A 21015-nucleotide genomic window follows, 5' to 3' on the forward strand; every position below is an offset into this window, starting at 1 on the left:
CCCGCCATTAACTGCGTCTTGTCAGAGCTTATTCGGCCTTGTCATCGAACCACTCCTTGGTGGATCCGTCCTTGAGGACCACGTGGCCGGTCTCGCCCTCCATGTGCTTGACGCGGTGGGCGATCTCCTCATGCCTACCGTGGACCATGGGCCGCTGGACCGGGTTGCCTAGGTAACCGCAGGTGCGCTTGGTCACGTTGCACTTGTCAGGGTCGTCATTGCCGCATTCGGGGCACTTGAAGCCGTCCTCGGTGGGCTCGAAGTCGCCCTCGTAGCCGCAGACGAAGCAGTGATCGATGGGTGTGTTGGTGCCCAGGTAACCGATGCCGATGTCGTAGGCGTAGTCCCAGACCGCCTCAAGGGCCTTGGGGTTCTGCTGCATGGAGGGGAACTCACAGTAGTTGATAAACCCGCCCGAGGCCAGGTAGGGGAAGTCCCGCTCGTAGCTGAGCTTCTCCATGGGCGTGGGCCGCAGCCAGACCGGGTAGTGGAAGCTGTTGGTGTAGAAGTCGTGGTCCGTCACGCCGTCGACTACACCGAACTTCTCCTTGTCCATCCGGGCGAAGCGGTCAGTCAGCGACTCGGCCGGAGTGGAGTAGACCGAATAGTGGTATCCCTCGGCCTTCTCCCACTGCTTGCAGAGCTGGTTCATCCGGCGCACGATGCTCAGGGCGAATTCCTTGCCCTCCGGATCCCAGGAGTGGTCCTTCATCCAGTCCTTGCCGTAGAAGACGCTGGTGGCCTCGTAGAGGCCGATGTAGCCCAGCGAAACGGTGGCGCGGCTGTTGCGGAAGAGTGTGTCCACGCTGTCGGTCGGCTTCAGCCTGCCGAAGGCACCGTACTGGTAGAGGGTGGGGGCGTTGATGGGCGTGGCCTGCTTGCAGCGCATGATGCGGAACTGCAGGGCGTGGTGGGCCACCTCCATGCGCTGGTCGAAGATCTTCCAGAAACGATCCTTATCGCCACGGGACTCCAGAGCGATGCGGGGGATGTTGACGGTGACGACACCAAGGTTCATGCGGCCGTCCTCCTCGTCCTCGCCCGTCTCGGGGTTGGTCCAGGCCTGCAGGAAGGAACGGCAACCCATGGGGGCCTTGAAGGAGCCGGTGATCTTGACCAGGTTCTCATAGAAGACCACGTCAGGGTACATCCGCTTGGTCGAGCACTCCAGGGCCAGCTGCTTCATGTCGTAGTTGGGATCGCCCTCATCCGCGTTGAGACCATGCTTGATGGTGAAGACCAACTTGGGGAAGATGGCGGTGTGGCGATCCTTGCCCAGTCCGCGGATACGAATCAGGAAGATGGCCCGCTGAATCTCCCGGGCGAACCAGGAGGTGCCTAGCCCGAAGCCCACAGTGACGAAGGGGGTCTGCCCGTTGGAGACACGGTTGGAGTTGATCTGGTACTCCATGGTCTGCATGGCATCGTAAATGTTCTTGCGGGTCAGGATCTTGGCATAGACCTGACGCAGACGAACGATCTGCGGAGCATCCAGATCGAAGGGGGCATCCTCGCCGATAGGGGCACGATCGTCCAGGTGGAGCCAATCGGCCTCCCTGGCCTTGAGTCCCCGGACGACATCCTTGGCCACGTCTATGGGCTCCTCGTCCGGCAGGACGGCCTCAGCCATGGAATAGTTCTTCTTGTAGTCCAGACGCGCGTACTTGTCCAGCATCTCGTCACAACGATTGACGGTCTGGCCACCATACTGGGAGCCGGCGATGTCCTTGATGATCTGAGTGATCTGCGTGGCGGCCGTGCCGATGGACTTGGGCGAGTCCATCATGGCGTTGCCCAGCTCGAAACCGTGGGCCAGCATATCGCCGAAGTCAGGCAGGGAGCAGTTGGTCTCTGCCGTAAAGGGCGAGTAGTCCGCGTCGTGGAAGTGGATGTCTCCCTTCATATGGGCATTGGAGACATCCTTGGGCAGCATGGCGAAGGCCGAGGCCTTGGAGACCGCACCGGCCAGCAGATCGCGCTGAGTGGCGTAGACGTTTGCATCCTTGTTGGCATTCTCGCGCACCAGAGTCTCGTCCTTGCTGGTCAGACGATGAACGGCCTCGTTGACATCCGTGGCCTTGGCACGCTGAATGTCACGGTCGAGACGGTAGGAGGTGTAAGAGCGCGCGATCTCGTAAAGATGGGCATTGACCAGCGCGTGCTCGACCAGGGTCTGGATGTCTTCGATCTTGACCGGGTTGGTGTAACGATCGGTGATCTCGGATTGAACGGTCAGGGCCATACCCCGGATCTGCTGGCGATCCTCAGGGCTGACCTCGTGCTTGACATCCTTGAAGGCGGCTTCGATGGCGTTCATGATGTTGACGGGATCAAAATCGACGATCCGGCCGTCGCGCTTCTCGACCAGAATGCCATCGACAGCATCGCGATCCGAAATGCCACGCTCCTTCACGCTATCGGTCATGACCTCAGTATCCATCGTCACTCCTCATACGGTTGTTCATGTGCAGTTGCTTTGGCGTTCCCAAATTCCGTATTGGGAACGGCGAATCACATGGATGTCATTTTTGCTGACAGGACTCACTCTATCACGTCGTGACCACCATATGTAGTGCCTGAGGATGATTCGTTTCCTACATCTAGTTATTCCCGTGTTTTGTGAACTGAGTCACAAAGAGCAGGGTCTGGACAAGGGCGGCAAATGGCCGAAAGACCAGTAGAGGTCAGTTACAGGGACGACACAACTACCCGACACTCCGGTACCACGTACTCCTTTTGTCTAGACCTCGCTACAACGCATACGTCACCTCCACTCCAGCTTTCATATGCGAAGACACAGAAAAGCGGCCCTGGCCAAAATGGTCATAGCCGCCTGCAAAACGCAACGCTTAGACTGCTGGGGGCTGGATGTTCGTCACCATTCCGTCGTAAGAGCTGACAAATCCCTCCCTGACGGCTGCTTCCTGCATACGTTCATAACTGGCATTGCCACGATGAGAGAAATGGTTGCACACGAACATAGTGTGCGAATCGGCCAGCCCCATCTTCACCATGCGATCCCTAACTCGCAGGTTGTCAGAAAAGTTCATGTGGACGTCGGAACTGAGATCAGTCAACCCTTGGGTGCAATCCAAGGAAACGTAGTCGTATTTTAGCCCAGCTTTGGCTAGATCCTTCCAGGTCGATTCATAGAAGTAGGCCGTATCATGCGCATACAGCAGCCCGACTTGACCGTCTGTCAGTCCATAGAAGAGACAATCACCGAAATGATGGCCGTGCTTTGCCTCAAAAGCATATACCGTGTAGGTCCTGCCATTCCCAGCCGTCACTGTGACACTGTCACCAGGATGAAGAGCATGATACGTTAACTTGTCATAATCGTAATGTTCCTCCAGGAAGAAAGCCCGCTCGTAAAAGCCTTGGACAGCTTCAGAGCCATAGACATCCATATGGGTTGGATTGTCATCGGCGTACGAATCCATGCGATAAGCCAGATCCTCACCGTAAAAATGATCAGAATGCCAATGAGTGATGAAGAGCTGGGTGATTGCCGGTAGATCAAAGTTCTTATTATTAATAAAATGGCAATAGGTATCACCAGGAAAATCAAGCAGGAGTGCATCGTCGACCAAAGCCTGGGACTGAGTACGAATTTCTCTGCCTCCGATGCGTCTGGCCTGCTTGCACAGATCACACATGCAGAAAATGCCGGGGATTCTTTCAGCTGCGGCTGTCCCTAGATGTTCAAATTTCATAATTGCTCATACCCCTTTGTGATGGATGTCAATAGTTATGCCTGGGCAGGTACGTCATACGATAACGACAAGAAGAGAACGTATGAACGCAATGGATTACTAAGCCAGCAGACCCCTTGGCACGAAAAGGGTTTGGGTGCGCAGCCGGCGATCCACGCTCATACCCTCCGGAGCCTGCCGCCCCGGCTCGATCATGGATAAAAGCATGTCAACGCCCTGCCGGCCCATGCGATCCACCTGCTGGGAGATGACCGAAACCTGGGGACTGATCAGCTGAAAGACCTCCAGGTCGTCGAAGGAGACGAGGGGCACACGCGAGCGCTGGTCGCTGTCCCACTCCATGGCGATGGCCTTGATGGCATCGGCCGAGTAACCGAAGATGACCGCGTCCACCCCTTGACCGAGCAGATGGCGCATGGTCGCGGCCGCCAGGGGACGGTCCTCGAATCCTTGGCGGACCACCAATCCCGTCAGCCCCTGACGGGCATCCACGCCGTCCAGAAAAGCCTGCTCGCGCTCGCGGAAGGTATAGGAGCGGCTCTCGGGGCCCGGGACAAAGGCCACTCGCCTGCATCCCCTGGCTGCCAGAGCGTCCAAGGCTGCCTCCAGGCCGGGCACCGGGTCGGAATCCACCAGGGGGACACCAGGCAGGGTCCGGTCGGGACGATCCACGAAGACAACAGGGAATTCCCTTGCCAGCATGGTGCGCAGCATGGGCGATGTGGGCCCGTCAGGCACGACCAGAACACCATCCATATGCCGAGACAGAAGGATGCGGTAATAGTCCTCCTCCCTGCTGGCCTGGCAAGAAGACACGCCGATCAGGGGCGCGTAACCTGCCGAGTAGAGCTGGTCCTGGACGGCGTAGACCAACTCGGAGAAATAAGGGTTGCGAATATCGGGGACCAGCAGACCTACGGCATGCGAGCGCGAGGATCGCATGGATCGGGCTCGGCTGTCGGGGATGTAGCCCAGCTCCATGGCCGCCCGGCGGACCCTGTCCTTGGTGGGTGGGGAGATGCGCCCTGTGTCGTTGAGCGCCTGGGAGACCGTGGATACGGACATGCCCGCCTGCTTGGCCACATCACTGATGGTCACCGACATGGGAACCCTCCGTCGTACCCTACCGAAATCGGATGTCTTGCTCCGGACGAGACCGACAGTGGTCGGCCCGCACAGACCTCTCGTGAGTTTCCAGTATAGGGGCAAATGATGCAACCTTTCACCACGGCGAGGCATGACAGACTTGGTTGGACTAGAGTGGTCTTGTTCGCGCGGCTGGTGGCAGCAGCCGTAGCACACATCGCAGAATTCCATCGGTCAAGACCGTACCGGACCGTCGCGCGGGCTCCTCACCTTCCCGTAGCGGCCCCGATGCGGAGAGGCACCAGGGGTGCCGGAGAGGCAAGGTGACAGTGATGAGCATGTCGGAGAACAGTGGTTTCAGGAGAATTCCCGGCCATAGACTGATCGTACGGGCGCTCGCCCTGGCAGCGGCGATCTGCATGGCAGCTACGAGCGCGGCCTGTGGGGCCAAGGGGGCAGATGACAAGGCCGATGATGGCTCCAAGCTCTCCTTCATGCTGGATTGGACGCCCAACACCAATCATGTGGGCATCTACGTGGCCCGGCATCTGGGCTACTTCGACAAGGCCGACCTGAAGCTGACCATCCTGCCGACGGCCCAGGCGGGAGCCGAGACCTCCGTCCAGAACGGGGTCTCCGACGTAGGCTTCTCCAAGCTGAGCAACCTGGCCACCTTCAACTCCCAGGGATCCGACCTGCGGCAGGTCTTCAACATAGGCCAGCATTCCGTGGCACGTTGGTGCTCGCTGGCCTCGCGTACCGACATTAAGACCCCCAAGGATTTCGACGGCAAGACCTTCGTCAGCTTCGGATCGGCCGAACAGACGGCCGTGGTCAAGCAGATGATCCGCTATGCAGGCGGCAAGGGCGACTTCAAGCGTGTGACCAGCGGCACCAACACCTTCGCCACCTTGACCAGCGGAAAGGGCGACTTCGCCGGCTTCTACGCCAACTGGGAGGGCGTGGAGAGCGAGCTCAAGGGACCAGCCCTGCACTGTTTCACCCAGGCCGACTGGGGAGTGCCCGGCAACCCGGATCAGCTGGGCTTCGTGGTCAAGAATTCCTGGTTGCAGCAGGCCGGCCACCGTCGCGCCCTGACAGCATTCGTCAAGGCCTGCCTGAAGGGATACAACTACGCCCTGAGCCATCCCGACCAGGCGGCGGACATCCTGGTCAAGGAGACCAAGGGATCGGCCATCGACCCGACCCTGGCCAAGCGCTCCATGGAGAGCATCGTCAAGGAGGGCTACTGGGTTGACAGCCCGGATCAAAGAAGCATCACCGGACTGATCAATGTCAAGGATGCCCAGGACTATCTGGACTTCCAATTCAAGGCGGGCACCTACCGGGATGCCAAGAAGGGCGACCCCAACAAGGCCCCTCAGGCCACGGATCTGTGGACCGATCGGTACGTTCGGGAAGCAGCCGGTAAATGAAGTCGCGGAAGCAGAGCAGAACCCGGGCGCTGCCTCCGACCATCACCCTGCTGGCGCTCCTCATCATCTGGGAACTGGCTGCCCGCTTGGGCGGAGTCAGCGAACAGGTTCTGCCGGCGCCCAGCCGAATCCTGGCTGCCACAGTGCAGTCCCGGGAGGACCTGCTGCCCGCCACCACCATCACCGCTCTTGAGGGCCTTCTGGGCTTCCTCCTGGCCTCGGTCCTGGGAATAGTGATCGGCCTGGCCCTCTACAGCTGGCGCACCCTGCATGATGCCCTCTACCCCCTGATCGCCGGCGCCCAGATGATTCCGCTGATCACCATCGCACCCTTGTTCGTGATCTGGTTCGGGTTCGAGCCTCTGGGCAAGGTGGTCATCGTGGCCGTCTTCGCTATCTTCCCCATCGTGGTCCAGACCTACCGGGGGCTCAAGTCCGTGCCGCGCTTCTACCAGGATGTAGCGCTGAACTGCGGGGCAACCCGAACTTGGACCCTATGGCACGTCAAGCTGAGGGTGGCTGCGGGGCAGATCTTCGGCGGCCTGCGCATCAGCGCCGCCTATGTCTTCGCCACCGCGGCCACCTCGGAGTATCTGGGCGCCAGGAACGGCCTGGGCATATGGCTGCAGTCGGCCTTCAACTCCTTTAGAACCCCGCTGATCTTCTCGGCCACCCTGGTCATCATCCTGCTGACCGCCCTCCTGCTGGGCCTGATCACCCTGACCGAGCGGGTGCTGCTGGGCGATGCCGGCGATGATCACATGGTTAATCCAGACGACGAGTGAAGAGCACTGCGACAGCAATTACATACCGAATCTGACGGATTGGCCCAAGCAAGTGTGACGAGCCCCCCATCCCCTTCACCATCCACGACTGGCCGGCAGAAGAACCGGCCTGCCATAATAGGAACATACGGAAGTCAGATTCAGGATTATCAATAGAAGATGAGAGGGACGATATCCATGAGCCATCCAGATGATACGAACGACGGGAACCAGACCCCCAATGATCAGGGCTCCGCCAACGGCTGGTCCCAGAACAATCACGCAGATGGAACCGGTTCAGGGCCCGCAGCCTACCCGAGCCAGCCGCAACCAGACCAACCCGGCTATGCACAAGCAGCTTCTGACCAGAGCGACATCTACCATCCAATCAACGAAGCCCAAAAACCTGCTGACGATTACCAGCGGGAACAGCCATACCAAGGGCAGCCATACGGTCAACAGCCGCAGGGTCAACAGCCAGGCTACAACCAGCAACAGCCCTATGGTCAACAGTCCAATGAACAGCAGTACTACGGACAGCAGCAGACGCCCTACGGTCAAAATCCGAATCCCGGCCAGGCCAATGGCCAGCCCAATGGTACGACCCCGCCCTCTGGCTATACATCGGACAACTCTTATCAATCGCCTGAAGGTTGGTCGCAGGCAGGCTACCAATCGGGATATCAGGCAGGGTACCAGCCTGGACCCCAGGTCCCTCAGTATCCGGCCTACCCCTATGCGAACGCCGGTTTCAACGGCGAGCCGCCACTGAACGCACCCTGGTACGGCATTGACTTCGTAAACGCTTGCAAGCGTTTCTTCGTCAAATATTCCGTCTTCTCCGGGAGGGCCTCCCGTGGGGAATTCTGGTGGGTTTTTCTCATGATCTTCCTCATCGACTTTGCGGTTTCGATCATCACCTCAGGATCCGTCTTTGTGGGACGGATCCTATCCTTCCTGGTCGCCCTTGGACTTTTCATACCGAATCTGGCCGTGGGCATACGGCGACTACACGACACCAACATGTCCGGCTTCTGGATACTCCTGCCCTTCGTAAGTGAGCTGGTGGGCGGCATTCCTCTGGTCTTCGCCATTGTGGCTATCATCGACGGGCATCCAGGATCCTCGCTCTCCCTGCTTGGCTTGGGCGCATTGATCATGATCGCCGGAGCCGTCGCCGGGATCATTCTGCTGGCCCGACCCAGCGATCCACGAGGAGCCCGTTTCGACCGTTGAGTTCACCCGGTCCTTCGTCTTGACCGATGCCGAGGCGAAGGACAGAAGGTCTTAAAGCTCCACAGGAGGCTTGTTGGGGTCCTCAGGCACATGGGCAAACTTGGCCTGCAGGGCCTCGCGGCTCTTACGCTCGTCGTCCTCCTTGGCCTTGCGCTTGGCCTCCTCGGGGTCCCAGAGCACCTCCTGACGATGGTGGTCCCACTCAGCGCCAACCAAAGGGGCCAGCAGGTCCGCGAAAGCCTCAGGATCATCCAGTAATCTCAAGGCACGGACGACATCCTCGTCAGACAGGAAAGCCCGGGGAATGCCCAGTCGCTCGTTGAGCTCATTGATATAGACCAGAATTGGCGCGGCGGTCGCAGCATGGTCAGGGTCAGCGCCTGCACACTGAAGCAGATCACGGCAGATCTCCAGGCTCGTAGCCAGGGCCTGGGCCACCGTCTCCTTGCCCTGAGAGGATTCGGCAGATTCGTTCTGATCATCCACGGACTGTTCGGCCTTGGCCACGCCAGCAGCCACCTCCTGCTGCCGGGCCTGGTCCCAGCCGCTGCCCAAGGTTTCGGCCAAATCCGTAAGCATCTTGGACTGGTCGTCCTTCGCCTGTGCAGCCGCCTCGATGGCATCGTTGGCAGCCATGAGGGCATCCACCAGCTCCTGGGGACGGCCGGGGATGTCCTCAGCGCCCTCATAGACGTATTCTGCGTCGGGAATGGTCACATCCTCGCCCGTCATCAGCTGCGCCAGCACCATGCTGATACGTACCTGCAGGTCCTCCGCATACTTGGCATCGTTGGCCAGGTGCTCGGCATTCGTCAAGGGCCAAAGGTCTACCAGCCTGGCCCCCTGCTCAGCCGCCTGGGCCACGGCTGGCCGTCCGGCTATCGCCTCCGCGCTTGCCTGTACATCCACCATGATCATCACGCTCCTTCATCGGGTTCTCGGACAGTCATCCACGACAGTATCCCCAGCTATCCTAAGCCGCACAAGCGGTCTTTACACGCCTGCCGCCGGGTCCGCATAGGCGATTCCCAGAACTTTGCCGGTTTCACAGTCCAGGGTGATGGAGGTCACCGAGGCCAGGGCGGTGGCCCTGAGGAGCATATTGTGCTCGGGGTGGCCGGTCTCCAAGAGATGACGATACGACCAGATGGGCGACTCATGCGAGACAGCCAGAACCTGTGCGTCAGGATGGCTGCGAACCACCTGCCGGACGAAATCCCCCACTCGCCGGGCGATCTGCCGATAGGACTCCCCCCAGCTGGGACGGCGAAGATCCAGGATCAGCCGCAGGTTGGAGGGTCGCCAGAGAGCCCCCTGCCCGTGACCGATGCGCTTGCCACGGAATTCGTTGCCGGCCTCGATCAGGCGACGGTCATAGATGGGCTCCAACGGTTTCAAGCCGTGCTTGACACGAGCGGGGTTGATCTGCTCAAGCAGGATGGCCGTGGTCTCCCTGGTCCTGTCCAGCGGAGAAGAATAGACGGCCTCCAGATCGCGCAGACCGGGAGCTTCTGCCATAAAACGGGCCGTCGCCTCGACCATGGACCTGCCCCTGCCAGACAGATGGAATCCCGGCAATCGCTCATAAAGAATATGATCGGGATTATCAACCTGGCCATGACGGACGAAATGAATGGTCGTCGCAGGCACGACCCACCTCCCAAGCTCCCCGACGGGCCCCTTGAGTGACCATGGCGGGGGGTAGAATTATCACTATCCGAATGGCACCGATCAGGCGCCAATATGGTTACCACTGTAGCAGTCCCCCCCAGCACCCCCACTTCCTTTCGTGCGTCTAGAAGGTCTTGTGGAAAACATGCTTCGGGACCGTGAAAACACCCAGGGAAAGCGAGACGAACAACCCATGCCACGGCAACTGAAGGCGGCTCTGGTCGAAGCCGGTCACAGAGTCTTCGGAGGATACTCAGCGCTTCTGCGACTGCCTCATACGGCGCGGTTCGCAGTAGGGTCGGTCATTGCCTCCATGCCCTTCCCCATGGTGGGCATGACCATCACCATCTCGGTGCAGCACTACTACGGCAGTTATTCCCTGGCCGGAGCCCTGACCGCCATCCAAGCCGTGGCCCTGGCCCTGGTCAGCCCCATGCTGGGCAAGTTGGTTGACAAGTTCGGCCAGCGACAGGTCTCCATCCCCACGGTTCTGGTCTGGGTTGTGGCCGCCACGGTCCTGATCACAGCCATCACCGCCCACGCTCCCACCTGGGTGCTCTATTTGGTCACCCCCTTCATGGCTGCCATTCCGCCCTGGGGAGCCATGAGCCGTAGCCGGTGGACGCACCTGCTACGCGGCGACCACCGTGCCACCAACCAGGCCCTGTCCCTGTCAGGGGTCTTCGACGAGGCCATGTGGGTGATCGGCAACCCATTGGCTTCGATACTGGCGGTCATTTCAGGCGTGTTGGCTTTCTCTTTCACCGGGACCTGTGTGCTGGTCGGGGCCTTGATGTTCCTCTCCTGTCGAGAAACCGAGCCCCCTTCGCAGACAGACATGGCGCGCGCCCAGGGCATCACCCGCAAGGAGTACCGGGAGCGGCAGGCTCAGCAGGTGGCCCGTCTGCGTGCCCAGGAGGGAGGGAACGGCCACAGCGGCGCCTTCTGGAGCGCCGGCATGATCGCCATCTGTGCCACCTGGTTCGGTCTGGGTGCCTTCCAGAGCGCTGCATCCATCTCCATCATCGCCTTCGCCACCGAGCAGGGGATGAAGCAGATGACCGGGTTCGTCTTCGCCTGCTTCTCCTTCAGCTCCTTGGTCGGCGCTCTGCTCTACGGGGCCAAGAACTGGGCCATTCCCCTCTGGAAGCGTTTCTACTTCTGCCTGCTGGTGGTCAACCTGGGCATCGGAACCTTCATGTTCGCCAGGAATCTGTGGACCATCATGGTCATCTACCTGATCATCGGCGTCTGCCAGGCACCCACCTGGATCAATGGCAACCAGCTCATGCTCCACCTGGTGCCGCCCATCCGCTTCACGGAAGGCATGGCCTGGCTGAGCGCCATGAATTCGATCGGATCCTCGGCCGGTTCGGCTGTGGCCGGGCAGTTCATCGACCGTTACGGATCCCAGGGCGGGTTCGGGGTGGTCACTACTCTGGCTCTGGCCTCGCTGGCCATCGCCTTTGTAGGCTTCCGCCAGATTCGCAACAGCACTGAGGAACCCATTCTGACCGAGCTACCCGCCTGAGGGCGTAACGTAAGGCTTTTGCACACAAGCGGTTCCCGGCACTCCGTCAGCACAGGAGGAATGATTGAATGGGCTACCGTGCGTAGATTAATCGGACAGCTGCTCAAGTTCGGCATCGTGGGCGTCATCGCCTTCCTGATCGACATCGGCATCATGAACCTGCTGATCATGGGGCCGCACCTGAACAATGTCCTGGCCGGGGCTATCTCCTTCCTGATCTCGCTGGTTTTCAACTACCTGGCCAGCATGCGCTATGTCTTCAAGCATCGGGAGGACATGGCCCGGTGGATGGAGATGACGGTCTTCCTGGTCTCCTCAGTCATAGGCCTGGGAATCAATGAGGTGATCCTATGGATGGGCACTGCCATGCTGCCGCCGGATGCCATCACCACCATGCACGCCCGCTACCTGCTCCATGCCAACATCGCCAAGATCACTGCCACCGTCGTGGTGGCCATCTGGAACTTCCTGATCCGCAAGTGGCTGCTGGACGCGCCTGCACCCGGCAAGCCGGTCAACCCACGTTCGGTGGCCCACCGTCTGGGGGCCTGGTCCCTGCGTCACCAGCCCTTCGGCTGGCACTGAGCCAACCAGTCCGGGCGAGGCTACTATGGGACAGGAATAGTCAGCCATCCGCCAGGCGAACCGAATCATCCTGAGTGGTCATGCCGGACGGACCGAAAGGAAGCACCATGCCTGTCATCCACACTCATGTAAGCACACCCATCACCGCCGAACAGCGCGAGCGGATCAAGACCGCATACGGCAAGGCCATCACCGCCGTCCCCGGCAAGTCCGAGGGCTGGCTCATGTGCCCATTCGAGTCGGACATGCCCATCTACTTCGCCGGTGATGACAGCAAGCCCGCAGCCTATGTGGAGGTCAACGTCTTCGGCAGCGACGTGCCCAAGACCGCCTGGGAAAGCCTGACCAAGACCATCATGGACACGCTGGAATCGGAACTGTCCATTCCTAAGGACCGCACCTACATCCGTTACACGGCCACTACTGACTGGGGCTGGAACGGCGGCAATTTCTAAATTGAATAATCCGCTGTAATACATAAGAAGGCCTTCCCGCGCATGATCTGCTGCGGGAAGGCCTTCTGCTTAAGCCCTGATCCCTATTTCAAAAGGATCGCTATGGGATGATCGGGGTCGGCGAGTTGGAAACCAACACCGACCCCAGGTTTGCTACTCTGCGACGACCTTGACCGTGAAAGCAGCCGAGATCTCGGGGTGCAGAGCTACGGTTGCCGGGAACTCGCCTGTGGTCTTGATGGTCTCCACAGAGATGGTGCGGGGGTCCACGTCGGCCAGAGGGCGAAGAGCCTGGGCGATGGCATCGTTGGAGATACCGCCGAAGAGCTTGCCCGAATCAGACACCTTGGCTGCGATCTCGACGGTCTGCCCATCGATGGCTGCCTTGGCGGCCACGGCATCCTCACGGGTGGCCATGGACTTGGCGCGACGGGCCCGCTGCAGGGACTCGATCTGCGCAGCAGCCCCCTTGGACCAGGCAAAAGCCAGTCCCTGAGGAATCAGGAAGTTGCGGGCATAGCCGGGCTTGACCCCGACAACGTCGCCCTTATGACCCAGATCGGTCACAGTATCGGTCAGAATAACCTTGGTTTCCTTTGCCATAATCCTGACCTCCCTCAGCGACCGTTGGTGGCGTAGGGCAGAAGGGCCATCTCGCGGGCGTTCTTGATGGCCTTGGAGATCTCGCGCTGCTCCTGGACGGTGACGCCGGTGATACGGCGGGAACGAATCTTGCCGCGGTCAGAGATGAACTTGCGCAGCAGAGCCACGTCCTTGTAATCGATGGTATGAATCTTGGCGGCCCTTAGAGGATTCGGCTTCTTCTTGAAGGGCTTGACCGGCGGTTGCGGCCTTTTACGTGACATTGGTACTCCTTAAATGAATGATGACGCTATGAAACTTCAGAATTCGGGTTCGTCCCCGGAACCACCGAACTCGCCGGTGGAACCGAAGGATCCGAAGGAATCGCCGGACCCGGTCGATGACCAGGGATCCTGAACAGGGGCCTGCTGGCTCTGCGCTGGCTGCTGACGACCCATGGGGGCCGATGCCGCGCTGGCACCGCCCTGGTAGGAAGCCCCGCCCTGGTAGCCGCCGTTGTTGGAGCCGGCGAAACCACCGCGGGATCCACCGCCACCAGTGTTGGCGTTCCTGGTGACCTGGGCGGTGTTCCGTGTCAAAGCAGGTCCAATCTCGTCCAGACGCAGCTCCACGACCGTGCGGTTATTGCCCTCACGATCCTGATAGGAGCGCTGCACCAGACGACCCTGGGCGATAACCCTCATGCCCTTGGTCAGGCTGGCCTGAATGTTGGAGGCCATGGGGCTGTAAGTGGAATCCCAGGCCGAGCAACGCATGAAGAGCGAGTCGCCGTCCTCCCACTGCCCCGAGTTCCTATTGAACTGCCTGGGCGTGGACGCGATGGTCAGGTTGGCCACCGTGCCTCCGTTGGAGGTCGTACGCACCTCCGGATCCGCAGTGAGATTGCCCACCACGGTGATGTATGTATCTCCCGCCATGTCACGACCTTTCCTCGGAATGAGGACTTGGGAATGAGCCTATTGGGGCGAATCCCGCACCCTTGGACCTCCGACGCTTCTACGTCCTTTGCTGTTTGCTTACTTGTCGTCCTTGCGAAGAATCTTGGTACGGATGACGGACTCGTTCAGGTTCAGCACACGATCGAGCTCAGCACTGGTGGAGGGCTCGCAGGTGTACTCGACCACCACGTAGTTGCCTTCCTTATGCTTGTCGATCTCATAGGCTAGCTTGCGACGGCCCCAGACATCGATATTGTCGACAGAGCCGCCTTCCTTGGTGACCACCTCGAGATACTGGTCAGTCAGCTTCTTCAGCGAGCGCTCATCCATGGCCGGATCGGCAATGAACATCAATTCATACTTATGCGCAGACATCACCCACCTCCTTTGGACTTACAGGTCACGGGCCTTCCGTGACAGGAGGGTGTAGCACATCAACCCGCTATGCAACTCATACATAGACAGATAAGCTATATAGTATCTATCGTGCCAGACAACCTGGCAGGTTGACATCAACGGGTTCAGGTCTTTGGGTCAAGGATTTCAGTGGCCTTCTTGCCGATACCGCAATTCCGTCGTTTGTTTTGCAGGCATCCACCACGATTCGTGCCTTTTGTACCATTCAATAGTGGCCTCAAGGCTCTCGGCGAAATCCGCCTGAAGAGGCTTCCATCCCAACTCGCGCCGTATTTTTGAGGCATCAATAGCGTATCTTCTGTCGGCTCCCGGCCTATCCCTTACAAACTCCACTTCGTCAAGAGGCCGGTTCATCATTGCCAGAATCATCCGCACCACAGCGAGATTGCTGAGGCGATTATCCGCTCCAACCAGATAGGTCTGCCCCAAACGACCCCGACGGTAAACTTGCCAGATGGCTCTGCAATCATCCTCTACGCTGAGCCAGTCCCGAACATCCTCGCCCTGGCCATACAGCTTGGGCCTGTGACCCGTCAGAATATTGGTTATTTGCCGGGGAATGAACTTTTCCACGTGCTGGAATGGACCATAGTTATTTGAGCTGTTCGTTATGGTCACCCTGGTGCCGTAAGTCCTCCACCAGGCCCTGACCAGATGATCAGAGGCCGCCTTCGTCGCCGAATACGGACTCGATGGACGATAGGGACTGTTCTCATCAAATCTCGTCACATCCTCAATGGATGTATCGCCAAAGACCTCATCCGTAGATACATGATGAAAACGCAGGTCATGGCGTCTCGCGGCCTCCAAAAGAACGTAGGTCCCATAAACGTTGGTATGAATAAAGGGAGCAGCATCCCTAATGGAATTGTCATTGTGCGATTCTGCTGCAAAATGGATGATTCCATTAATATGATGCTGCTTGACGATTTGCTCAACCAAAGATGAATCGCAAATATCACCCCTGATCACTATGGGTTTGCGCGACAAACCATCGAGATTATGCGGATTGGCGGCGTAGGTCATCTTATCCAGAACAACGACCTTCGCCTGCGGATTCACTCGGGCAAGATATCGAACGAAGTTGGAGCCAATAAAACCTGCCCCTCCGGTGACAAGAAGGCTGGCAACTTCATCCTTATCCGTCAATCCATGTCCTCCATGCCAGTACGGACGATCTCCATGCTTCTGTCATTGATCAGGCCTGCAAAATTGGTAGTGCCATGATTGCGCACCACAAAATCGCAGGCGTTCTCATCGCTGGTGAAAGCGAGCTGCTCGTAATTGGAAAGGTTGGTGACGTCAGGGATGATCCGCATAGAGGCGATGATGCGGAAGTTCCCGTCATTAAAGAGCTTGAGCGGCATGGAAAAATGAACCAGATGATGCCCTGGGGCATTGACGTGGAATTGGGCTCCGCAATCATAGGGGACCCCTCCCCGACCGGTATCCATGACCGACATGGGTATGTAGAAGTCGCTGTCTCCCCGATAGTCATACTCCACATCGAACTCGAAGGTGTCGTCACAGGTACGCAGCTGAGGCGATACCGGCAAGACCCTGAAGATAGGCACCTGATCGCTCAGTCCCGGCTCATGGGTCTGCTTTTCCTTTTCCACCTTCTTTTCCGTTTTTTTCTGCCCAGCCTGGAGGTTCTCCAAGGTGTACTGGCTGGCAACATCATTCTTATCGCCAGAAACCACGATCTCGCCGTCACGGATCAGGATGGCTTTGTTGCAGTATTTCTTGACGGAATCCATGCTATGCGTAACAAGAATGACCGTTTTGGTCGGATCTTTCTTGATTTCAGTGAAGAAATTGTCGCATTTGCGCTGGAAGGCCTCATCACCGACTGCCAGAACCTCATCAAGCACCAGAATGTCGCCTTGTGCCTTGATGGCCACGGAAAAGGCCAGTCTGACCTGCATGCCGCTCGAGTAGTTTTTCAGCTTCTGATCCATGAATTCGCCCAGCTCGGCAAAATCGACGATTTCGTCGTACATGGCTGCTACCTGGTCATGAGAGAAACCGAGAAGCGCGCCGTTCAAAAAAACGTTCTCCCGGCCGGTCAATTCCGGATTGAAGCCCACGCCAAGCTCGATGAACGGCACCAACTTGCCTTGAATATCCACACTGCCGTGTTCCGGCACATAGATTCCCGAGATGATTTTCAGCAGGGTGGATTTGCCCGAGCCATTTCTTCCCACGATGCCGAAGAAATCGCCCTGATGTACTTGGAAGCTAATGTCTTTAAGAACAACCTGCTCTCTGTAGCCTTTGATTCCCTTGGTCCAGTTGATGAAAGCCTGCTTTAGGCCAGTGGCCTGCTCAGTCGGCAACCTGAAGGACTTGGCTACATGGTCAACAGAGAGCACGACTGGCCGATCATCAAACTGATCAACATCTTGCATTACAGAACCTCCGCGAATTTTCTGCTATGCGACCGAAAGACATACAGGCCGAACATGAAAATAAGAACCGTCAATAGCAAAGGAATGAAAGCGAACAGCTTATTGCCGTACAGGGTCCAAACAGTGGGCACGTTCTCAGGAGAAATGAGATTATGACGCACGTCCATGATGACCTGGGCTGCGGGATCCAACAGCATGAATTTTGCAATCAAAGGATAATTCTTTTGCACCATGGACAATGGGTAGATAATGGGAACAGCATAAAACATAGCCTGAAGAACCACTTCCCAAATATGGGCGATATCACGATAATAAACGAACATCGTGGATAGGATCATGGCAATGCCCAGGGCAAGGATATAGAGCTGAAAAACATTGAGAGGGACTAGGAGAATCCTCCATGTGAAATGAGCCGTAGTGAACAGCCCGAAAACGATGACCACGCCCAGATTGATGGCCAGGCTGATCATGGAACCCATCGTGACTGACGCTACGATGATGTATGTAGGAAAATGAACCTTACGCAGCAGGTCTCCACGGTTGACAATCGACTGCAGCCCCATGCTGGTGGCTTCCGAGAAGAAACTCCACAGGCAGGTGCCGCAAAGCAGAACAATGGGGAACGTGGGCGTTCCGTCCGTGAAGTGAAGGAATCTCACAAAGACCACATACATGACGCAGAACAGCATCAGTGGCTTGAGAACCGACCACAGTACACCCAGGAAGGACCCTTGGTACCGAAGTTGAAAATCTGTCTTCACCAACTCTTTGAAAACGATAAACGAGTAGCGATACCTTTGCTGTAGTCGCTTTAAAGAAGCTTTCACAAAACTCCTATTCTACTGAACTCGTCCAATAGCGCAAAGGCTCATTATCGCAGGGAACCTCTTGCAAGGCAGCAGTTTTACCTTATATAAACAGGAAGCCCACAATTGGGAAGTAACATAAGTACCAACCACCGAGCGAGGAGTCTTATTCGGCATGAATAACGAGGACAGGCAAAACGGGCAGCGAATAAAAATCTATGTGGCCACCCGCGCACGCGTTGCAGCCCCGCAATGCGATGCGATCAGTCTCCTGCAAGTCGGAACAGCGCAGGCACCGGAGAGGCTCCCGCATATGCTTCACGACGACAGCGGAGACTCGATTTCTTCGCTCAATGCCATGTATTGCGAGCTCACTGCGCAATATTGGGCTTGGAAAAACGTCGATGCCGATTACTACGGATTCTGCCACTACCGTCGCTACTTCGATTTCAGCGGCGTACCCCACCGGGCCAACGACTACGGCGAAATCATGGACGACTTCATCGACGAGGCCGCTGCACGACGGTATGGCCTGGATGATGAATCCATCAAGCGCCAGGTGATCGGATGGGATGTCATTACCTCTCCCGTCAACAATGTTGAAGCCATGGGGGGGTATCATTCGCTGATCCAGCATTATGCAGGCAACGATCACCTGCGAGTCGGCGACCTCCGCCTCATGTATGAGATCCTTTGCAAGAATCACCCTGACTACAGGGAGGATGCAGACTCCGTATTGCACGGCGACAAGGGTTCTTTCTGCAACATGTTCATAATGAAGAAAGCAATCTTCCGCCAATATTGCCAGTGGCTGTTTCCGCTCCTGCAGAAGTTCACGGCCTTATGGGATGCCTCTACGGCCGACATTGAACGCCTGAGAACGCCGGGACACCTGGCTGAAAGGCTGCTCAACATCTTCCTTTGCCATCATCAACGCACCAGCGGGAATTGGAAAATCAAGCAACTGGGATGCGTGCACTTCCGCTATCCCGATGCTCAGGAAACCGCTGAACCAGCAAGCCCGACGGACAAGGCTGTACCCGTGGTACTGGCGGCCAACAACGCCTATGCGCCTATGCTGGCCACGACATTGACGTCCATACTGCGCAATTCATCAGGGAATCGTCGATACCGCATCATTGTCCTGGAGCAGGATATATCAAAGGACAATAAAGAGATCCTTGCTGGAATATTCGCAAAACACCCCTGGTGTTCTCTGCATTTCCTTAATGTACGGCAGCGTATGGCCGGCAGGGCCCTGACAACCAACAACGGTTTTATCAGCAACGAAACCTATTACCGATTCCTGATCCAGGAGGTGCTGCCTCAATACGACAAGGTGGTGTATTTGGACTCCGATCTGGTTGTCAACCGAGACATAGCCGAGCTCTACGATACCGACGTCAGCCAGTACGCTGTGGCAGCAGTCAAGGATCTGGACTTTTTAGGCAACCTGGGGTATTCCGATGGCAAGCGTCTGCAATACGCCCGCAATGTGTTGCGCCTGAAGCATCCGTATTCATACTTCCAGGCCGGGGTGCTGGTGATGAACCTGAAGGCTCTCCGAAGAATACACACCACCAACGAATGGATGCGGCTGGCAGCAAACCCTCACTATATATACAACGATCAGGACATACTCAACATGGAATGCCAGGGAAAGGTCAGGTTCCTTGACGGTCGGTGGAACGTCCTGCACGATTGCAACGACCGTGTCGAGAAGGTCTTTCGGTATGCGCCTGCACAAGCATTCAAGGAATATGCGCAAGCCCGTGAGGAGCCCTATATTGTTCACTATGCCGGCTTCGACAAGCCCTGGCTGGATCCTTGGTGTGACCTATCCACCTGGTATTGGCTGTACGTCCGGCACTCCCCGCTTTTCCACCAGGTACTGGCGATCATGACCAAGACCGGGTCTCTTTCAACCGGACATCATAAGCGTCTTATTACCGAAGACAGCCCTCTTAGGCAGTATGCCGACAAGATACTTCCTGTTGGCTCCAAGAGGCGCTCCCGCGTCAAATCACTGCTGCGAGTCATACTGCATAAAGCGTAAACAGCAATATTTTCCAACTTGGAATGCGTCCTGACACTGCGCATTGGCATGCGCAGTGTCAATTGACCGCTTTTACTCTCGATGCCACAAATCGCGGGTATAGACCTTGTCTGCCACATCGTTCAATTCCTCAGTCATCCGGTTGCACACAATCAGATCACATGAGGCCTTGAATTCATCAAGATCATGGGTCACCCTATGCCCGGCGAAACTATCGGCAGCCATGGGCTCGTAAATGATGAAATCCACACCCAGGCTATCCAGGTATTCCATGATGCCCTGGATGGAGCTTGCACGGAAGTTATCCGAACCCTTCTTCATGACCAGCCGGTAGATTCCAGTCAGTTTGGGCTTGCGAGAGGCGATTTGCTCCGCTATGAACCGCTTGCGCGTATCGTTGGATTCAACCACGGCTTTGATCAGGGTCTGCGGCACATCCTTGTAGTTGGCCAGCAACTGCTTGGAGTCCTTGGGCAGGCAATACCCGCCATAGCCGAATGAAGGGTTGTTGTAGTAATCGCCAATCCTGGGATCCAGGCACACACCCTTGATGATCTGCGCCGTGTCCAAGCCACGGACGTCGGCGTAGGTGTCCATTTCGTTAAAGTACGAAATCCTCAGCGCTAAATAGGTGTTTGAGAAGAGCTTGATGGCCTCGGCCTCAGTGGCCCGGAGCAACAGGCAAGGAATTCCGTCATCCTCAGCGCCCTCTTGGAGCAGCTGAGCGAACTGCTCACCATAATGCCTCCAGTCCTGCACGTGGTCGGCAGGTATACCCACAACAATCCTCGATGGATGCAGGTTGTCGGCAAGCGCATGGCCCTCGCGAAGAAACTCGGGTGAGAACACAATGCGCAATTGCGGATAACGCTTGCATATAGTCTCGGTATACCCTACCGGAACCGTCGATTTGATGACGATGCAGGCCTGGGTGTGCTGTTCATCCAACCTCTGGAGCTCCTGCTCGATTGATGAGGTGTCAAAGTAGTTGCGCTCCTCGTCATAATCGGTCGGAGTGGCAAGAACAATGTAATCCGGCTCCTCGTAAGCCCAGTCAGAATCCAGGGTGGCTCGCAGGTTGCATTTTCCGGAAGCAAGAAAGGCGCTGATCTCAGAATCCTTGATGGGCGAACGCCCTTGATTGATGGCATCGACCTTGCCTTTCAGAACATCCAGGGCTCGCACCTCATTGTGCTGTGACAACAGACAGGCCAAGGACAGACCGACATAGCCAGTACCTACGATCGTTATTTTCATACCTAACAGTCTACAGTTCATCCCATACTGGGAATGCCAGGGAACCA

At 57.3% G+C, this 21015-nt stretch carries 20 protein-coding genes; 7 read left to right on the forward strand and 13 right to left on the reverse strand.

Translation table 11 applies throughout. The features are described 5' to 3' along the window. Positions 1-28: 28 nt before the first annotated feature. The 3 genes from nrdD to H3T93_RS07460 all read right to left on the reverse strand — a co-directional run bounded on the left by nrdD (position 29) and on the right by H3T93_RS07460 (position 4820). A complete protein-coding gene (gene nrdD / locus H3T93_RS07450; RefSeq protein ID WP_046323629.1) occupies positions 29-2425 on the reverse strand; it encodes an anaerobic ribonucleoside-triphosphate reductase in 2397 nt (798 codons plus the stop codon). Positions 2426-2849: 424 nt separating this feature from the next. Continuing rightward, complete coding sequence (locus H3T93_RS07455; RefSeq protein ID WP_144178124.1) at positions 2850-3716, reverse strand: MBL fold metallo-hydrolase; 867 nt, start codon at positions 3714-3716, stop codon at positions 2850-2852. Between the two features lie 99 nt (positions 3717-3815). After that, entirely contained in the window at positions 3816-4820 is a 1005-nt protein-coding gene (locus H3T93_RS07460; protein WP_186363967.1) for a LacI family DNA-binding transcriptional regulator, read from the reverse strand. Positions 4821-5134: 314 nt separating this feature from the next. Here H3T93_RS07460 and H3T93_RS07465 point away from each other — a divergent pair, with 314 nt between their 5' ends. The 3 genes from H3T93_RS07465 to H3T93_RS07475 all read left to right on the forward strand — a co-directional run bounded on the left by H3T93_RS07465 (position 5135) and on the right by H3T93_RS07475 (position 8238). Further along, the gene (locus H3T93_RS07465) at positions 5135-6238 is read left to right on the forward strand and encodes an ABC transporter substrate-binding protein (RefSeq protein ID WP_144178128.1); all 1104 of its coding nucleotides are present in this window, start codon (positions 5135-5137) and stop codon (positions 6236-6238) included. Continuing rightward, entirely contained in the window at positions 6235-7023 is a 789-nt protein-coding gene (locus tag H3T93_RS07470) for an ABC transporter permease (RefSeq protein WP_144178130.1), read from the forward strand. Before H3T93_RS07465 ends, H3T93_RS07470 begins: the two co-directional genes overlap by 4 nt. A gap of 177 nt (positions 7024-7200) precedes the next feature. Next, the gene (locus tag H3T93_RS07475) at positions 7201-8238 is read left to right on the forward strand and encodes a DUF805 domain-containing protein (RefSeq protein WP_186363968.1); all 1038 of its coding nucleotides are present in this window, start codon (positions 7201-7203) and stop codon (positions 8236-8238) included. 51 nt (positions 8239-8289) lie between these two features. Here H3T93_RS07475 and H3T93_RS07480 read toward each other — a convergent pair whose 3' ends face one another. Beyond that, positions 8290-9150, reverse strand: a complete 861-nt coding sequence (locus H3T93_RS07480; protein WP_144178134.1) for a hypothetical protein — start codon at positions 9148-9150, stop codon at positions 8290-8292. Positions 9151-9231: 81 nt separating this feature from the next. After that, entirely contained in the window at positions 9232-9888 is a 657-nt protein-coding gene (locus tag H3T93_RS07485) for a histidine phosphatase family protein (RefSeq protein WP_110424821.1), read from the reverse strand. Between the two features lie 214 nt (positions 9889-10102). Between H3T93_RS07485 and H3T93_RS07490 the strand changes: the two genes are divergently transcribed. From H3T93_RS07490 to H3T93_RS07500, 3 genes are all read left to right on the forward strand, one after another. Beyond that, positions 10103-11440, forward strand: coding sequence for an MFS transporter (locus tag H3T93_RS07490; protein WP_144178136.1), 1338 nt, complete (start codon positions 10103-10105; stop codon positions 11438-11440). Between the two features lie 78 nt (positions 11441-11518). Further along, positions 11519-12025 carry a GtrA family protein gene (locus H3T93_RS07495; protein WP_110424928.1) on the forward strand — a complete coding sequence of 169 codons (507 nt, stop codon included), beginning with the start codon at positions 11519-11521 and terminating at the stop codon, positions 12023-12025. Between the two features lie 107 nt (positions 12026-12132). Continuing rightward, positions 12133-12480: a phenylpyruvate tautomerase MIF-related protein gene (locus H3T93_RS07500; RefSeq protein ID WP_144178271.1), complete on the forward strand. Its 348-nt coding sequence runs from the start codon at positions 12133-12135 to the stop codon at positions 12478-12480. A 153-nt stretch (positions 12481-12633) separates the two neighbouring features. Here H3T93_RS07500 and rplI read toward each other — a convergent pair whose 3' ends face one another. From rplI to H3T93_RS07535, 7 genes are all read right to left on the reverse strand, one after another. Then, positions 12634-13083, reverse strand: a complete 450-nt coding sequence (rplI, locus tag H3T93_RS07505; protein ID WP_110424820.1) for a 50S ribosomal protein L9 — start codon at positions 13081-13083, stop codon at positions 12634-12636. Between the two features lie 14 nt (positions 13084-13097). Then, positions 13098-13346: a 30S ribosomal protein S18 gene (gene rpsR, locus H3T93_RS07510; protein ID WP_015021310.1), complete on the reverse strand. Its 249-nt coding sequence runs from the start codon at positions 13344-13346 to the stop codon at positions 13098-13100. Positions 13347-13382: 36 nt separating this feature from the next. Further along, positions 13383-14000: a single-stranded DNA-binding protein gene (locus tag H3T93_RS07515; RefSeq protein ID WP_046322387.1), complete on the reverse strand. Its 618-nt coding sequence runs from the start codon at positions 13998-14000 to the stop codon at positions 13383-13385. A gap of 99 nt (positions 14001-14099) precedes the next feature. Beyond that, positions 14100-14396, reverse strand: a complete 297-nt coding sequence (rpsF, locus tag H3T93_RS07520) for a 30S ribosomal protein S6 (RefSeq protein ID WP_144178137.1) — start codon at positions 14394-14396, stop codon at positions 14100-14102. Between the two features lie 168 nt (positions 14397-14564). Further along, positions 14565-15587: a dTDP-glucose 4,6-dehydratase gene (gene rfbB, locus H3T93_RS07525; RefSeq protein WP_144178138.1), complete on the reverse strand. Its 1023-nt coding sequence runs from the start codon at positions 15585-15587 to the stop codon at positions 14565-14567. Then, entirely contained in the window at positions 15584-16849 is a 1266-nt protein-coding gene (locus tag H3T93_RS07530) for an ABC transporter ATP-binding protein (protein WP_144178139.1), read from the reverse strand. Before H3T93_RS07530 ends, rfbB begins: the two co-directional genes overlap by 4 nt. Beyond that, positions 16849-17676: an ABC transporter permease gene (locus tag H3T93_RS07535; RefSeq protein ID WP_046322381.1), complete on the reverse strand. Its 828-nt coding sequence runs from the start codon at positions 17674-17676 to the stop codon at positions 16849-16851. Before H3T93_RS07535 ends, H3T93_RS07530 begins: the two co-directional genes overlap by 1 nt. Positions 17677-17830: 154 nt before the next feature. Between H3T93_RS07535 and H3T93_RS07540 the strand changes: the two genes are divergently transcribed. Then, entirely contained in the window at positions 17831-19711 is a 1881-nt protein-coding gene (locus H3T93_RS07540; protein WP_144178140.1) for a DUF4422 domain-containing protein, read from the forward strand. Positions 19712-19783: 72 nt separating this feature from the next. Here the strand turns inward: H3T93_RS07540 and H3T93_RS07545 are convergent, their stop codons facing one another. After that, on the reverse strand, positions 19784-20968 hold the full coding sequence (locus H3T93_RS07545; RefSeq protein WP_144178141.1) for a nucleotide sugar dehydrogenase: 1185 nt from the start codon (positions 20966-20968) through the stop codon (positions 19784-19786). Positions 20969-21015: the final 47 nt, after the last annotated feature.

The organism is Bifidobacterium sp. M0404 (assembly GCF_016101415.1).
In the GTDB taxonomy this organism is placed as follows: Bacteria; Actinomycetota; Actinomycetes; order Actinomycetales; family Bifidobacteriaceae; genus Bombiscardovia; species Bombiscardovia polysaccharolytica.

Coding starts and splice junctions, on each gene's coding strand:
- nrdD (WP_046323629.1), bottom strand. CDS start 2,425: ATGACCGATAGCGTGAAGGAGCGTGGCATTTCGGATCGCGATGCTGTC.
- H3T93_RS07545 (WP_144178141.1), bottom strand. CDS start 20,968: ATGAAAATAACGATCGTAGGTACTGGCTATGTCGGTCTGTCCTTGGCC.
- rpsR (WP_015021310.1), bottom strand. CDS start 13,346: ATGTCACGTAAAAGGCCGCAACCGCCGGTCAAGCCCTTCAAGAAGAAG.
- H3T93_RS07470 (WP_144178130.1), top strand. CDS start 6,235: ATGAAGTCGCGGAAGCAGAGCAGAACCCGGGCGCTGCCTCCGACCATC.
- H3T93_RS07490 (WP_144178136.1), top strand. CDS start 10,103: ATGCCACGGCAACTGAAGGCGGCTCTGGTCGAAGCCGGTCACAGAGTC.
- H3T93_RS07460 (WP_186363967.1), bottom strand. CDS start 4,820: ATGTCGGTGACCATCAGTGATGTGGCCAAGCAGGCGGGCATGTCCGTA.
- H3T93_RS07540 (WP_144178140.1), top strand. CDS start 17,831: ATGAATAACGAGGACAGGCAAAACGGGCAGCGAATAAAAATCTATGTG.
- H3T93_RS07465 (WP_144178128.1), top strand. CDS start 5,135: ATGAGCATGTCGGAGAACAGTGGTTTCAGGAGAATTCCCGGCCATAGA.
- H3T93_RS07515 (WP_046322387.1), bottom strand. CDS start 14,000: ATGGCGGGAGATACATACATCACCGTGGTGGGCAATCTCACTGCGGAT.
- H3T93_RS07530 (WP_144178139.1), bottom strand. CDS start 16,849: ATGCAAGATGTTGATCAGTTTGATGATCGGCCAGTCGTGCTCTCTGTT.
- rplI (WP_110424820.1), bottom strand. CDS start 13,083: ATGGCAAAGGAAACCAAGGTTATTCTGACCGATACTGTGACCGATCTG.
- H3T93_RS07500 (WP_144178271.1), top strand. CDS start 12,133: ATGCCTGTCATCCACACTCATGTAAGCACACCCATCACCGCCGAACAG.
- H3T93_RS07475 (WP_186363968.1), top strand. CDS start 7,201: ATGAGCCATCCAGATGATACGAACGACGGGAACCAGACCCCCAATGAT.
- H3T93_RS07455 (WP_144178124.1), bottom strand. CDS start 3,716: ATGAAATTTGAACATCTAGGGACAGCCGCAGCTGAAAGAATCCCCGGC.
- rpsF (WP_144178137.1), bottom strand. CDS start 14,396: ATGTCTGCGCATAAGTATGAATTGATGTTCATTGCCGATCCGGCCATG.
- H3T93_RS07480 (WP_144178134.1), bottom strand. CDS start 9,150: ATGGTGGATGTACAGGCAAGCGCGGAGGCGATAGCCGGACGGCCAGCC.